Here is a 15,950-nt window from a genome sequence, read left to right as displayed (position 1 = left end):
AGTCTGTCTTGCGCTTCTACTAGTCGTTATAGCTTACAACACTAGTTCAGCTTTCTTAAACAACACGGTTACTTAACGGATTCAAGAAAAAATGGAATGTACTCTCAAGTATTTTTTAAAATCACCATATGCAAACAATGCTATTTTGACTATAATGATAATATAGAATATTCTAATAATTAGGAAGGGGGGATAACAATGGAGGTAAGAAAAGTACAAATATCATTAACGGTTATATTACTTATTCTAACCATGATTTTTTCAGGGTTTTCTGTGCAAGCGTTTGCTGACGCGGATACAACGAAAGTAACGATTCATTATCAAGAAGCAGCGAACGACAAGAAAGAGTGGGAACTTTGGATCTGGCCTGAAGGCGGAGAAGGAAAGGCCTATCCGTTTACCAGCGAAGATAAGTTTGGAAAGATTGCGGAAATCGAGGTACCTAGTGACGCAAAGCGTGTTGGCTTTATCGTTCGTACAGAATCATGGGAAAAGGATGGCGAAGAAGACCGTTGGATAGACGTTAGTAGTGGCGAGGTAGAGGTTTGGGTCAAATCAGGTGATCCTAGAACGTATATGGAGCCACCAGATGGAGAATATCGTGATTTCCCTTCCTATGAACATATAGACGTGACCATTCACTACTTCCGCTATGACCAGCAGTATCAAGGTTGGAATCTATGGGTGTGGCCAGACGGAAAAGATGGACATGAGATAGCTTTCACAGATGAAGATGAATTTGGAAAGATTGCCAAGTTGACCGTATCGGATGAAGAGGGAATTAAGAAACTCGGTTTCATTCTTCGTCAAAGCAAGGGTGGAGATGCTTGGGCAAATAGGGAATTTAATGATCGTTTTATTACGAAGTTCAATGAAGATGGCACAGCGGAAATTTGGATTACACAAGGGGTTGAACGGGTGTATTATGATGTATCGCAAATAGATCGTACGCCAAAAATCGTCAGTGCAAAAATTGATAAAATGAACGAAATTACGATAGAAACCAATTTTCCTTTTTCATTAAATGATGGAAAATTTGCTGGGTTTACATTGGGGGGAGTACAAATTAAAGAAATTCAAGCCTATAAAGAAAATGAAACGACGACAAATAGGGTAAAAATAATTACGAAAGATAATCTTGATTTGAAGAAAACATATAAAATATCGAAGCAGTTATTCGGAACCGCTGATGTGGAGATGGGAGCTGCCATTCGATCAGAAGAGTTTGACACCCTTTTTTATTACGATGGAAATGACTTAGGGAATGTGTACGCCAAAAAGAAGACAGCTTTTCGTCTTTGGGCCCCTACAGCTAGTGAAGCTAAGCTTGTTACGTATGATAACTGGGACGATCAAGTTGGTAAAGAAATAGCTATGAAGCAAGCCGAGAAAGGAACATGGAAACTTGAAATACAAGGGAACCAGGATGGCTTGATTTATACGTATAAAGTGAAGATTGGTGATAAGTGGACCGAAGCAGTCGATCCGTATGCACGTGCTGTTACGGTAAATGGTGATAAAGGTGTGGTCGTGGACTTAACAAGTACAAATCCAAAGAACTGGTCGACTAAGAAACCAGCTCTGAAAAAAGCGGAGGATGCTATTTTTTATGAGTTGCATATTCGTGATTTATCGATCCAAGCAGAAAGTGGAATTAAGCATAAAGGGAAATATTTAGGAGTCACTGAACTTGGTACAAAGAGCCCGCAAGGTGTGAAAACGGGACTTAGTCATATTAAAGACCTGGGTGTGACTCATGTTCAATTTATTCCGATGTATGATTACCACACCGTTGATGAAACAAAGCTGGATGTGCCGCAATATAATTGGGGCTATGACCCGAAGAATTACAATGCACCAGAAGGCTCTTATTCAACGAATCCATATGAACCAAAGGTACGAATTAAGGAAGTAAAACAAATGGTTCAAGCCCTTCATAAACAGAACCTTCGCGTTGTCATGGATGTTGTGTATAACCATATGTATTCCGTTAGTGAATCGAATTTCCATCAATTAGTTCCAGGTTATTATTTCCGTTATAATGAAGACGGAACATTAGCGAATGGAACCGGAGTTGGCAATGATACAGCATCTGAACGAAAAATGATGCGTAAGTTCATCGTTGATTCAGTCACTTACTGGGCAAAGGAATATCATCTTGATGGTTTCCGTTTTGACTTAATGGGGATCCATGATGTTGAAACGATGAATGAAATACGTAAGGCCTTGGATAAAATTGACCCAAGTATCATTGTTATTGGTGAGGGCTGGGACCTAAATACTCCGCTTGCTGCTGAGAAGAAGGCAAACCAAAAGAATGCAGCTGCGATGCCGCGAATCGCTCATTTCAATGATCGTATTCGAGATGGCCTAAAGGGAAGCGTATTTGAAGAGCGTGATGCAGGTTTTGTAAACGGTAAATCGGGACTAGAGGAAACGATTAAGAATGGTATTGCCGGAAAAAGCATGGACAGCTATCTTGATCCGGAGCAAGTTGTTACGTATATAGAAGCTCATGACAACCACACACTTTGGGATAAGCTTGCATTGACGAATCCTGAAGCTTCAGAAGTGGAGCGGAAACAAATGCACAAGCTTGCTTCATCAATCATTTTAACCTCACAAGGAATTCCATTTATTCATGCTGGTCAGGAATTTATGCGTACAAAAGGTGGAGACCATAACAGCTATAAGTCATCAGATGCTGTCAATCAACTTGATTGGAAGCGGAAAGCGGAATATTACCAGGAAGTTGAGTATATGAAAGGACTTATTCAGTTAAGGGAAAAGTATCCGGCGTTTCGCCTTGGAACAGCGGAGGAAGTTCAACAACATTTAACCTTCTTGGAAGCACCGAAAAATGTTATTGCCTATACTTTAACAAGTCCGGAAAAAAAGTCAAAAACTGAACTAACTGTTGTTCATAATGCAAACAAGCAGGCTATCCATTTTAGTATTCCAAACAAAGGGAAATATTCTCTGCTTGTAAACGGGCAAAAAGCTGGGACAAAAGCATTAGCGAAAATCCAATCCAATGAAATCACAGTGCCTGCATTAAGCACTTTCGTGTTGGAAACAAAGTAAATGTAGAATAAAGTAGCACCCCATTTTAGGTTGTTTAAAATGGGGTGCTACTTTATTATTAGGAAGCTTCCGTTTTGGAACGTTCTACAAGTACGGTTTGCGGAATTTTCCATAGTTGAATCCACTTGGTAATGGAGGAAATTATGATCACAAGGCCAAGGACTAACATAATGATGGAAAGAGCGCCATTTAATACACTGTAACCAGCATTTTCTGTATTTAAGTAAACATTCGTAACCATCCAGTATCCTGCTACGTTAACCGTTACATACAGGTAAGCAAGTGGGATTAGGCATGTCAACATATACCAACGCTTGTCTGCAATCTTGAGGACCACTGTTGCACCGATAATAAGACCGATAGCAGCCATTAATTGGTTCGATACTCCGAAAAGCGCCCAGATGGAACTAATATCACCGGAGAAAAGGAGATATCCCCAGATAAAGCAGGCTAGCGCACTTGCAAAAATATTAGCAGGTAGTGAATCTGTCCGTTTTAACGGTTTAATGAAGTCCCCAAGGAAATCTTGGATAAGATAACGTGAAACTCGTGTTCCTGAGTCGATGGCAGTTAAAATAAAAACAGCTTCGAATAGAATAACAAATTGGTAGAAGTAGGACGCCATTTTCTCGAAAATTGGAATTTCCGTGAAGATATACGTCATCCCGACAGCAAGTGTAACGGCTCCACCCGTTCTTCCTTCGAGATCCATCCCAACTTCTTCACTCAGTTTATCAAGATGTACCGTTTCCATACCTAGTGTTGCATATTTCTCTGGTGTTGAGTTGATTGCGAAATAATCTCCTGGTTGCAGGGAAACTGCGGCAATTAAAGCCATAATCGCTACTAAACATTCAACAAGCATGGCGCCAAAAGCGACACCTTTAATGTCACTCCAACGATTAATCATTTTCGGTGTTGTACCAGAACCAACGAATGCATGGAAGCCGGAGATTGCTCCACAAGCAATCGTAATGGAGATGAATGGCCAAACCGGCCCAGCGATAATGGGTCCACCGCCATTAATGAATTCCGTAAATGCTGGGAATTGAACAGCTGGGTTTACATAGAATACGCCAAGGATTAATGCTGCGAATACACCAATCTTCATAAATGTACTTAAATAATCGCGAGGCGCCAGCAGTAACCAGACTGGTAAAGCCGCAGCAAAGAAGGCATAGATAGGGAGAATAAGAGCAAGTGTGCTTTTTTCAAATGTTAATAAATCGCCAAAAGCTGTGCCTTGGATGTTTGGCCCAAAGATGATAGCAGCCATAATAAGAGCAAAACCAACAATCGTCGCACCTTTTAAGTTGCCTGTTTTTTTATGATACAGACCAACCCCCATTGCAATCGGAATGGTTATTCCAACAGCGAATGTTCCCCATGGATTTCTTTCTAATGCACTCAAAACAACTAATGATAGACCTGCCATTGTAATGGTGATAATGAATAACATCGCTAAACCTGTACAAAATCCCGCCACAGGACCAAGTTCTTCTTTTGCCACTTCTGATAAGGATTTTCCATCTCTACGCATGGAGGCAAAGAGAACAACCATATCGTGGACAGCTCCACCGACTACTGCCCCAATCAGCAACCAAAGTAATCCAGGTAAATAACCAAACTGAGCAGCCAATATTGGGCCAACTAACGGACCCGCTGCAGCAATCGCCGCAAAATGATGTCCAAACGTAACCCATTTATTTGTGGGTACATAATCTTGTCCATCTTCTAATTTATGGGCTGGTGTTGGCTTTGAATCATCAAGTTTCAAGACCTTTGCTGCCATGAATGTACCATATAAACGGTATACAATTAAGAGTATACAGATAGAGCCAATAACGATTGTAATCGCATTCATTTTCCTGTTCCCCCATTCCTTTGTCCTCTACTGCCATCATACTAAATGAAAACATAAATTAGAGCGTTTTCATTTTGAAATACAAAAATAGAAAGTTGAGTTGCAGAAATGGAAAGGTGAAATGCAAAATATTCAAAAACCGAGTAGTTGCTTTAATTCTTTTACATAGGTACGGCTAACAGGAACTTTGGAGCTGTCGTTCATGATTAAATGATAGGTAGAATTAAACCAAGGTTCTATTTCTATAATATGGTCCATGTTCACAATGAAACTGCGATGAACTCGGATAAATTGTCTTCCGTTTAGCTTTTTCTCTAGAACAACCAGTGCTTCACTGGTTTTATATGTGTGTTCCATCATTTTAATGATGGTTTTCCCCTCAAATGACTCTAAATAATGAATGTCAGCACATGTTAATAAAATAATTCTTTCATCTAAAAGGACAGCAATTTTTCCAGTATGGTCCTTTTTCAAAGAAGGGTAAATGTTGTTTTCTTTCTCACCTATTCTTTGCATTTGCTGGATTTTCTCCAGTGTTTTTTGAATGCGAATTTCATCAAAGGGTTTTAATAGATAGTCGAGTGCGTTTAATTCAAAGGCTTGTAGGGCATATTCATCATAGGCTGTCGCAAAGACAATTGCTGGGATTGGGTCTAGAGTGAGCAAATGCTTGGCCAGCTGTAGGCCGTTATCTTCAGCAAGTTCAATATCTAAGAAAACTAGATCTGGTTTTAACTTAGGAATATCTACAACAGCATCTTCGAGACAATCACTTTCCCCTAAGATTTTGACTTGTTTGCTTCGAATGAGTAGATATTTCAATTCATCTCTTGCTAATGGTTCATCGTCAACTATATAGGCTTTCAACATTTTGATCGAAAACTCCTTTACTATCAAGCGGGATGGCAATCGTAATGGTTGTCCCGAGATTTACTTCACTGTTTATAGTTAAACTAGCTTGGCCATTATAAATGCCATTTAAGCGCTGACTAATATTAAAAATGGCAGTGCCTGTCCCTTTTCTTGACTGCATGATTTGTTTACCAAGTAATTCAATTTTTTCAGCGGGAATTCCTTTCCCATTATCTGTGACAATAATTTGCATGGTCTTATTTTGGGTGAAAATCTGGATGGTGATGTATCCTTCGTTCTTGCTTTTTCCATTGCCGTAATGAATGGAGTTCTCAACGATCGGTTGCAAGGTAAATGGCGGAATAAGTACTTTCTCGAGACCGGGTTCTATTTGAAAGTTAATGTCGTACTTGTCTGGGAAACGAGTTTGTACTAATGACAAGTAGGCTTTGACATTTTCTAATTCCTTTTCTAAGGGTATGAGCATCTGTCTCGCACCATGTAAATTGCCTCGGAAAAATGAACTTAGATCAAGAAGTAACTTTCGAGCCTTATGTACATCTGTACGACATAGTATGGAGATTGTATTCAGGCTATTAAATAAAAAATGCGGGTGAATTTGTGCTTGTAAAGCTTTAATTTCTGCATCTTTCAACAGTTTCATTTGCCTTTCTGCCTCTGCAAGCTCTAATTGTGTGGAGAATAAGTTAGCTAAACCTTCTGCTAACTGTTGCTGTACCCGATCTAACTTATCTGGTTGGGTAAAGTACATCTTTAATGTACCTACTGTTTTACTTTGTACCTTTAAAGGCAATACGATGGCTGCCTGTAATGAACAATGGTTATGAAAGCAGAAGATTTCTTCTCTTGACCTTGCCACAGAAATGTTTCCGATTTCAAGGACTCGTTTGGTTAAACCTGTAGCAAGTTGTGCTTTAGGTCTATGATGGTCGGAACCTTCCCCAACATGAGCAAGGACTTGATGTTCATCTGTTATCGCCACTGCATCGGCATCTGTTAGCTTCAGCATAATTTTTGATATTTCCATGCAAGAACGATTGTTTAAACCCTGTCGAAAGAAAGGTAAGGTTTGGTCGGCGATATGAAAGGCTCGGTTGGTTTGGCTTGCACGTGCCCGTTCTTCGTCACGTATTATCGATTGAATGATGAACATAAACAACAATGTACCGAATCCATTGACGAAAATCATAGGAAGCCCGATGATTAGAACAAGATTCAGTGCATGGTCAAACGGCTTAGCCGTCATTAAAAGGATTAACATTTGTACAGTTTCTAATGTCATTCCGATCAAGACAGCAAAAGTAGACGTTATTTTTTTCCCATTCTGTTTTCGTTTGCTGCCAAAATATCCAGCAGCAATTCCAGCCAATATTGTAGAGAGTGCACAAGAAAAAGCTGTAAACCCACCAAGTGTATACCGGTGAACACCTGCAATTAGACCTGCTCCTATACCAACCGTTGGCCCACCGAGTAATCCGCCAATAACAACACCCATCACTCTTGTATTCGCCAGTGCACTTTCAGGGTCTATTTCTGATAGCCACTCAGCTTTCGCAATGGTATTATGATGAATTTCAATTCCAGTGTAATTACTGATGACTCCGAATGCCCCGAAAAGCAAAATGAGCATGACTTTTTCATTTGTTTTGTGCTTATTTTGTACAATTTGGCGAAACGATTTCACTTGAGAAAATAGAAAAGCAACAATAACAATAATTCCGACTTTTTCAAGCATTAATGGTGCTAGATTAAACATAGTCACCCGTCCTTTATTATTCATTCAAACGCGAGATAGGTAATCGATAGAAATTTGCCTTTTCCATCTCATTATAAGTTTTTTATGTATACATTAAAGGTTAATAATAATCAGATCATTTCATATAAAGCGAATTATACTTGTTTAAGAGAGTTTTCGTACTCTTTCTTAATCGATAAGGTTAAAATATGGTTAATCAGAGTGAAAATGAAAGGATGAACATGAAGCCATTTACTGAAAAGGTAATTACTATTATTCAAAATATTCCAGAAGGAAACGTCATGACCTATGGCCAAATTGCTAAATTAGCAGGTAGTCCAAGAGGGGCGCGACAGGTTGTCAGAATCCTTCACTCCATGAGTGGAAAACATCATCTTCCATGGCATCGGGTCGTAAATGCAAAAGGCAAGATTTCCATGAAAGATGATGAGCACTTTCAGATTCAAAAGCTTTCCTTGCAAAGTGAGGGGGTTGAATTCTTGTTAGATGGCTCCATTAATCTTCAGGAATTTCAGTTTCATCTAGCGATCGTGCATGAAGACTTAAAATAGACAAAGTGACTGGTGACCGCATCTTATATTGTGCAAAATAAAGGAGGATGCCTTAGGGGCTGACCTCATGAAAGGGTCAGACCCCGCAAATCCCAATATACTGTTCAAATTAAGCGTAAGTATTACTCTGGACTTTATATAGAGTGCGAGTTCAGACCCTTTTCAGCTCACTTCGCCTTTTCCTCAAATAACTCAGCAATGCCAACGATTACGTTTACGGATTTCATCATATTGTTTACTGAAACAAATTCGTATTTTCCATGGAAGTTCTCTCCCCCAGTAAAAATATTCGGCGTCGGCAGTCCCATATAAGATAGCTGAGATCCATCAGTTCCACCTCGAATCGGTGAAATCTTTGGTTCGATATCTAATTTTTTCATTGCTTCATAAGCGATATCAACAATCTCTTTGACCGGTTCGATTTTTTCTCTCATATTGTAATATTGATCCGTCATTTCGAGTAGAATGCTGTCATGGCCGTATTTTTCTTTTAATTCGTTTATGATGTTTTCAAGTTTCGTTTTCTTCGCTTGGAATTCGTCTTTATCAAAGTCACGAATAATATAAACGAGCTTCGTTTGTTCAACATCTCCTTGGAATGAAAGCAGGTGATAAAAACCTTCGTAGTTTTCCGTTAGCTCTGGAGCTTGTTCAGCTGGTAGCTTGTTTTGTAGCTCCATAGCAATTTTCATCGAGTTGATCATTTTACCTTTTGCTGTGCCAGGGTGGATATTGGTACCATTCACTGTAATCTTAGCGCCAGCTGCGTTAAAGCTTTCGTATTCTAGTTCACCAAGTGGACCACCGTCTACTGTGTATGCGTATTTTGCATCAAAAGCAACAACGTCGAATTTATGAGGACCACGTCCAATTTCTTCATCAGGTGTAAAGGCAATCCGAATTTTCCCGTGTTTGATTTCAGGGTGCTGAATCAAATAGCTCATGGCTGTCATAATTTCAGCAATCCCGGCTTTATTATCAGCGCCAAGAAGTGTCGTGCCATCTGTTGTAATGAGCGTGTGGCCTTTATAGTCTGTCAAAGAAGGAAAATCTTTTGGTGAAAGGGTGATATGTAGATTTTCGTTTAAGTGAATATCATTTCCATCATAATTTTCAACGAGCTTCGGCAAGACATTTTTTCCTGTGAAGTCTGTTGCTGTATCAATATGTGCTAAGAAGCCGATTGTTGGTACGTTCTTCGTTGTATTTGCTGCCAATGTTGCCATCACATACCCGTTTGCATCCATCGTCACTTCTGTCATGCCAATTTCTTTTAGCTCTTCAACAAGCATTTGTGCGAGAGTCAGCTGACCAGGTGTTGAAGGACAAGTTGGACTTTCTTCATTTGATTGGGTATCCAATTTAACATAAGTAGTAAAGCGTTTGATGATTTCATTTTTCATTTTAGTTCAGCTCCTTTGAATAGATATGATTATCTTATCACGATTAGCTCACCCGTTCACATAGAGGGTTCATGAAACAACCTTCACTCAACTAATCAAAGCTTCACAATGAGAATGAATGGAAGTATCCTGCTCATCGTTTCCTACTGAAAAAAGGACGAATGTTCAGTGGTGGGTTTTCTACACTTCTTATGATATAACTGTAGTACGATTTACAATTGAAGGGAGCAGAACCATTGCATTTTCTAGAAAGAATTGAACCTCATCTAATGAGCGAAGATGTTCATATCAAGGAATTCGTTTTACAAGTATTGCGTGATTTTCCACGTGTCCCAGAAGAGTGGACGACAAAATTGGTTAAAGGGATGGTTGATTCCGAGTCTAATTCTCTGCTTATGGAGTTAAAAAAGCATACATTGAACGAAGAAGCTGTAAGGTTTCTAATTGAAGGAGCAAAAGCTGCAGCCCCAGAACAGCTACATACGTATCAGCAGATACTTACAGTAGTAGAGCCGGAGTTAGCGATGAAGTACAAAAGAGAATTATCTGCTCTTTTATCTGAGGATGTCTTTCGATTATATGACATTCTTCTGCATGGAGATGAGCGCCAAGTATGGACGGAGTATAGTCGGTTACTTGATGCACTAAATCGTTCCCAGGAATATAATGAAGCCCTTTTTCAACAGACAAGGCATACAGCCAATGTTCTTGCAAAAAAAGGTTGGATTAAGGATGCTGAGCTTGCTCATATATTAAATGAAAATTTGAATGAAGACTATTTCAATTTTGCAGGGATCTTCACTGTTTATTTAATTGGAGCGCTCGGGAAAAAAGAGTATATTTCACTACTGGCGGGCCTTCTGACAAGAGAAGATGATATTTTATTGGAAGTTACAGCAGATGTATTGATCAGCTTTCAAAGCGACCAAGTGGTGAATGAGGTTTCTCCTTATGTAAAGAATCCTGATGCCATTATTTACGGAACGTCCATTCTTGGTACGATTAAATCAGATTTGGCTGTGCAAGAACTGAAGAAAGCCTTCGATGCATTAGAGTATGAAGAAGATGCAGCATTTCTCATTGAAGCATTAGCCCATCAATTAACGGATGAAGCAAAACCGTTCATTGACGGATATATGGAAGAAGGCATTGAATCGTTTATGATTGAATCAGAACAGCTTGCATACAGCTATTATAAGATCATGGGGTATGAGCATCCGGAACTGGGAAACTGGCGAAAGCTTGCAGATGCTAAGGAAAGTTCTTTTTAGAGAGACAAAAGGGGGCAGACAAAATCTGCCCCCTTTTGTCTTGTATGAAGGATATGGGGCTTGGCGACTTATTAATCAAGACAATCTACTTATTTTATTATAGAAAGTACCTTGAAATTCAGCTTCGCACCGCCACCATTGCGATTAGGTGAATGTAGCGTGTGATTGATCCTTCATAGTAAATGGTGGTGTTTTAATGCCATATAGGTTTTGTATGAAAACATCCAATTTCCTGTAGTATTTAAGTTTTATTCATCGTCTGAGCTCACTTTAGCCAATGCCCACACTGAAACACTTCCGCTTGTAACAGGGAATTCTGCAAAACCATCATCTGCAATCGTAATTCTATCTTGCCGATTATTCGTCAGATCTGTCCAATCTTCACCAGCACGGTCTTCGCCAACGAACATTCTTTTTTTGCCACTGTCATCATTAGAAACAATAACAGCACAGCCAGAATGTTCAATTTCTCGGACGCCACGGCGAACCCAGCCGATGATATTCTTATGATCGAAGTAATCCTCTTGATCGCCGTATGCTTTGTGGTAACGAGCAAAGAGAAGGGGATCGATGCCTGCTTTTTTTCCTGGGATGGGTTCAGGCCCACCTATGCCATAATAATCGCCATAAAAGACGCAAGGGTAGCCATCTTTTCTGAGCAAGATTAATGCATAGGCTATTTGTTTGAACCAATCTTCTACCCAAGATTCTAAGGATTCGTTAGGTTGTGAATCGTGATTATCAACAAAAGTTACGACATTCATTGGATGGGAGTGGACAAGTGTATCATTAAATATCGTTGCGAGGTTATATTTCCTACCAGCCTTGGAAGCCTCGCATAATTTATAATGAAGAGCCACATCAAAGAGGTCAATCTTATATTCAGTATGGTCAAGGTAGGAGCGGCAAGCTTCTAAATCAGGATTCCAGAATTCCCCGACGAAATAGAAATTTTCCTCTGTGTGTTCAAGCATGGCATCTGAAAAGTCTCGGATAAAATCGTAGTTAATATGCTTAATTGCATCTAATCGAAACCCATCACATTGAACGGTATCGATCAGCCATTTCCCCCATGAAATCATCTCTGGGGTAACAGCCGGATGTTCATAATCAATATTCGCAAACATTAAATAATCGTAGTTTCCAAATTCATCTGCCACTTTGTCATTCCACTTTTTATGTAAAATGCGGTAGATGCCTATCTTGCCCGTTCTGGCATCATAATCGGTACCATTAAAATGTTCATAGCTCCAAGTGAAGGTAGAGTATTGACCATCTCGATTCGGAAAAGTAAATTTCGTAAAGCCTTCAATTTCAAATGGTTCGGAAATCTCATCTTTTCGATTGAATGGGTCAACTTCAATGACCTCAAATGCTTCCGTTTCATCTGCACCTGCTTTATGATTCATGACTAGATCGACATAGACACTGATCTTGTGATCATGGCAGGCAGCGATTGCCTCGTGCAATTCATCTTTCGTACCGTATTTAGTTCGTACCGTTCCTCTTTGGTTAAACTCGCCAAGGTCGTAAACATCGTATACTCCATAACCGTTATCTTCAGCTGCTTGCCCTTTTGTTATAGGGGGAATCCATATACAGTCTATGCCACTTTCCTTCAATTTCGGTGCAGTTTCAGCCAACCGCTTCCAATGTGTACCGTCTGCCTCAACATGCCATTCAAAAAACTGCATCATCGTATGATTCCGTTTCATGATTATCCCTCATCTCGACACTTCTTTATACACGATTAATCCTTCATGGTAGATGGTGGCGTTTTAACGCCAGATAGGTTTTGTATAAACCGAGTTACCTCAAATTGTACCCTAGATAGTGCTACTTTAAAACCTTAAGAAATTCTTAAGAATTCTAGTAAGTAAATGTTAAGATTTACCCTTTAGAATGTAAATTAATTCAAACTAACTCTGCTATAGTAAAGAAAGGAGTGTGAAAAAAATGACAAAACTATTTTCTGTATTGGTAGTAGATGATGAAAAAGAAATTCGCGATGCGATCGAAATATATTTGAAATATGAAGGCATTAAAGTCATTCAAGCTTGTGATGGTATTGAGGCTATAGAAAAGTTGGATGAGCAGCCGATTCACCTGATTATCCTAGATGTGATGATGCCAAGAATGGATGGGATTGCGGCAACTTTCAAAATTCGTGAACAAAAGAATATCCCAATTATTATCTTAAGTGCAAAAAGCGAAGATACCGATAAAGTATTGGGGCTTCAAGTTGGTGCAGATGATTATGTCACAAAGCCTTTTAATCCGCTTGAGTTAATAGCTCGCGTTAAATCGCAGCTCCGTAGATATGTGACACTTGGGACGTATGAAGACAGCAATAAGGTCATCGATTTAAACGGACTAACTCTGGATCCGGAAGCGAAGGTTGTAGAGGTCAATGGAGAGGCAGTAAAGTTGACGCCGATTGAATATAGAATTGTTGAGCTACTGATGAATCATCCCGGACGGGTCTTCTCGATTCAAGACATTTATGAACGTGTTTGGAAAGAGCCAGGCTATAATGCGGAAAATACAGTTGCCGTACATATTCGGAAAATCCGTGAAAAAATTGAAATTGATCCGAAAAATCCAAGATATTTAAAGGTGGTATGGGGAATTGGGTATAAGATGGAGAAATAGTTATCCATTAATTATATGGTTGGTACTATTTGTGATTGGTCTAAAAGGGGTATTTTTTATTGCCGATCAAGGAAGACAGTATATAAACAAGGATTATTATGAAACGGGTTTTTTTGAAGATCATTTCAGTCAATTTGTCGATACTCTTAACTTACTAGAATTAAATGACGTAACAGCAGATGATGTAAAAAGAGATCTTGTTGTGGCACCTGAGGAAATTGAAGAACATCGTTATCGGTATGGGGGCCTGTCTGAGCAGATTCAAACAATTAAAAATCAATACGAGAGTCGGATTTCTGAAGCGAATGTTGTGGGAAATAAGGAATCAGCTGAAGCTTACACAAAAGAACGTGATAGAAAAATAGCAGATATAACGAAAAACTTTAATAGTGATGAATATGTAGAAGCTAAGATTCGCAAGGAAAAAGAGCAACAGGTAGATCGTTACTTCAAAGAGCGCGAACTGAATTATCGTAATGTATTAAATAAGTATAAAGATGTGTTCCGGTACTACCTTAAAGATACTTCAACTGGTAAAGTGTTCACAAATGTGAATATGGATGGAAACGACAATATCAATGAGATTTTTACGAATAAAAGTATGCGGTATGTACGGACATTTCCTTCCAATAAATATGATTATCTAACACCAGGAAGTTATGATTCAGAATTAGAATTATTATCTGATATTCCAAGAATAGGAGCCGATAAACAGTTTGAGGGGAAAATAGCCGTTTCGAAATCTATTCCAGCAGCAAATCCAGTGATTCAAGATTACAAAGACTTTCAAATTGATAAAGCTTATTTTTATCTAGTTCTTGGGCTTACTGTTCTGTCAATCTGTTTATGCCTCTATTTTTATAAAAAAATAAGGCCGTTTCAGCAGATGACGGGAGCTATGTGGCTAAATTATTATGAGCGGGTTCCAGTAGATCTCAGGGTGGTTATTTTCGGAATTACTATGACGTTTGCTTTACCAACTTTGGCCTTCAATATGAAACCTGGCAGTTATGGCAATTTAGGCTCTTATGGGTATGGGTATGACAATAGCATCGATTGGGTAATCGATCTACTTGGGCTTTTTGCCATTACAATATGTATGATTGTGTTGGTTATGCTCCAGGCAGTTGAACTAATCAATACCTATAAAAAAGGTAGCAATCATCTAAAAGCTGAATGGGAACGATCCCTCCTATCTCGTTTGTTTAGAGAATTGCAGCAGTCATTTCTCTATAAAAGTGTCGGGGTCCGGATTATGATTATCCTATTCATTATTTTCACCTGTGGTTTTGCATTTGCTGCCGTTGTTTGGGAAACTTCGCTTATCATCGGTTATGTCCTAGGTTTATTACTTGTAGGACTGCCGACCGTATTGTATATATTTAATCGTATCGGTTATTTAAATAGGATCATTAAGCATACGAATGAGCTTGTAAATGGAAATATGAACGGTGAGATACAGGTGAAAGGGAAATCTGTACTAGCTGGCTTAGCTCGAGATATTAACACGATGAAACAAGGGGTTAAATCTTCAAAGACTGAACAGGCCAAAAGTGAACGATTAAAGACAGAATTAATTACGAATGTTAGTCATGATTTACGTACACCGCTTACGTCGATTATTACTTATTCTGAGTTGTTGAGGAATCCGAATCTAACAGACGAAGATCGGAATGCTTATATTGAAATCGTCAATCGAAAATCCAAGCGGTTGCAAGGATTGATTGAAGATCTTTTCGAAGCTTCAAAAATGGCAAGTGGCAGTATTAATCTTAACAAGGAACAGGCGGATATCGTTCAGCTTCTTCAGCAAGCGCTTGCCGAACATGATGAAGCCATAAAGAATTCAAAGCTACAATTTCGTGTGAATTGCCCAGATCATCCTGTATATGCCATTGTTGATGGCCAGAAGATATGGCGGGTGTTTGACAATCTGATTGGTAACACTTTGAAGTATTCAATGGAACATACAAGAGTTTATATTTCCGTTGAAAAAATGAACAATCAAGCCGTGATTACATTTAAAAATGTGACAAAGTACGAGCTTGGCGACAGTGTCGATGAAATGTTTGAACGATTTAAACGAGGCGATACGTCGCGTCATACAGAGGGATCAGGACTAGGGCTCGCCATTGCTAAGTCCATTATGGATATGCATGGCGGTGATTTAGATCTTGAAATTGATGGGGATTTATTTAAGGTTACTGTGAAAATAAATACGATGTAATCGAAACAGAAGAGATTGTCTAAAAAAGAGTCTAACCTCACATTCTATACACCGTTTATTGTGTCATGTTCACGTCTTAAACGGTATATAGTAGGTGTGTGGGGGCTGACTCTTTCGTTATGAGACAATCTCTTTTATTTTTTCTTCAAATATCGTTGCAGCGATTAATAACAACTTCATAAGTGTTCAGATAGGGGGAGCATCCTTTATTTGTGAATAGGCTGATAGAGTACGTGAAACGGCTGATAAAATCGCACGCTAAATAAATA

At 39.1% G+C, this 15,950-nt stretch carries 10 protein-coding genes; 5 read left to right on the top strand and 5 right to left on the bottom strand.

What is annotated here, in order from left to right; all coding sequences use genetic code 11:
• Positions 1-198 precede the first annotated feature (198 nt).
• Positions 199-3,084, top strand: coding sequence for a type I pullulanase (gene pulA / locus JNUCC23_RS22055; protein ID WP_403077027.1), 2,886 nt, complete (start codon positions 199-201; stop codon positions 3,082-3,084).
• A gap of 58 nt (positions 3,085-3,142) precedes the next feature.
• Here the strand turns inward: pulA and JNUCC23_RS22050 are convergent, their stop codons facing one another.
• The 3 genes from JNUCC23_RS22050 to JNUCC23_RS22040 all read right to left on the bottom strand — a co-directional run bounded on the left by JNUCC23_RS22050 (position 3,143) and on the right by JNUCC23_RS22040 (position 7,577).
• Positions 3,143-4,948 carry a carbon starvation CstA family protein gene (locus JNUCC23_RS22050; RefSeq protein ID WP_062186487.1) on the bottom strand — a complete coding sequence of 602 codons (1,806 nt, stop codon included), beginning with the start codon at positions 4,946-4,948 and terminating at the stop codon, positions 3,143-3,145.
• 132 nt (positions 4,949-5,080) lie between these two features.
• Complete coding sequence (locus JNUCC23_RS22045) at positions 5,081-5,818, bottom strand: LytR/AlgR family response regulator transcription factor (protein ID WP_062186485.1); 738 nt, start codon at positions 5,816-5,818, stop codon at positions 5,081-5,083.
• Entirely contained in the window at positions 5,796-7,577 is a 1,782-nt protein-coding gene (locus tag JNUCC23_RS22040) for a LytS/YhcK type 5TM receptor domain-containing protein (protein WP_403077035.1), read from the bottom strand. Before JNUCC23_RS22040 ends, JNUCC23_RS22045 begins: the two co-directional genes overlap by 23 nt.
• Before the next feature lie 221 nt (positions 7,578-7,798).
• Here JNUCC23_RS22040 and JNUCC23_RS22035 point away from each other — a divergent pair, with 221 nt between their 5' ends.
• A complete protein-coding gene (locus JNUCC23_RS22035; protein WP_454216175.1) occupies positions 7,799-8,128 on the top strand; it encodes an MGMT family protein in 330 nt (109 codons plus the stop codon).
• A gap of 167 nt (positions 8,129-8,295) precedes the next feature.
• Here the strand turns inward: JNUCC23_RS22035 and pepT are convergent, their stop codons facing one another.
• Positions 8,296-9,531 (bottom strand): peptidase T, encoded by a 1,236-nt coding sequence (pepT, locus tag JNUCC23_RS22030; protein WP_454213610.1) that lies wholly within the window; start codon positions 9,529-9,531, stop codon positions 8,296-8,298.
• A gap of 236 nt (positions 9,532-9,767) precedes the next feature.
• On the opposite strand from pepT, the gene JNUCC23_RS22025 reads away from it, so the two are divergent.
• Positions 9,768-10,802, top strand: coding sequence for a zinc chelation protein SecC (locus tag JNUCC23_RS22025; RefSeq protein WP_454213608.1), 1,035 nt, complete (start codon positions 9,768-9,770; stop codon positions 10,800-10,802).
• Between the two features lie 248 nt (positions 10,803-11,050).
• Here JNUCC23_RS22025 and JNUCC23_RS22020 read toward each other — a convergent pair whose 3' ends face one another.
• Entirely contained in the window at positions 11,051-12,517 is a 1,467-nt protein-coding gene (locus tag JNUCC23_RS22020) for an alpha-amylase (protein ID WP_454213606.1), read from the bottom strand.
• A gap of 241 nt (positions 12,518-12,758) precedes the next feature.
• On the opposite strand from JNUCC23_RS22020, the gene JNUCC23_RS22015 reads away from it, so the two are divergent.
• Together JNUCC23_RS22015 and JNUCC23_RS22010 are read left to right on the top strand one after the other, a co-directional pair.
• Positions 12,759-13,454, top strand: coding sequence for a response regulator transcription factor (locus tag JNUCC23_RS22015; RefSeq protein ID WP_062186476.1), 696 nt, complete (start codon positions 12,759-12,761; stop codon positions 13,452-13,454).
• The gene (locus JNUCC23_RS22010) at positions 13,432-15,681 is read left to right on the top strand and encodes a sensor histidine kinase (protein ID WP_454213604.1); all 2,250 of its coding nucleotides are present in this window, start codon (positions 13,432-13,434) and stop codon (positions 15,679-15,681) included. The genes JNUCC23_RS22015 and JNUCC23_RS22010 overlap by 23 nt, the downstream gene beginning before the upstream one ends.
• Positions 15,682-15,950 lie beyond the last annotated feature (269 nt).

Source organism: Peribacillus sp. JNUCC 23, from assembly GCF_053653995.1.
This window is presented reverse-complemented; position numbering and strand designations above follow the sequence as displayed.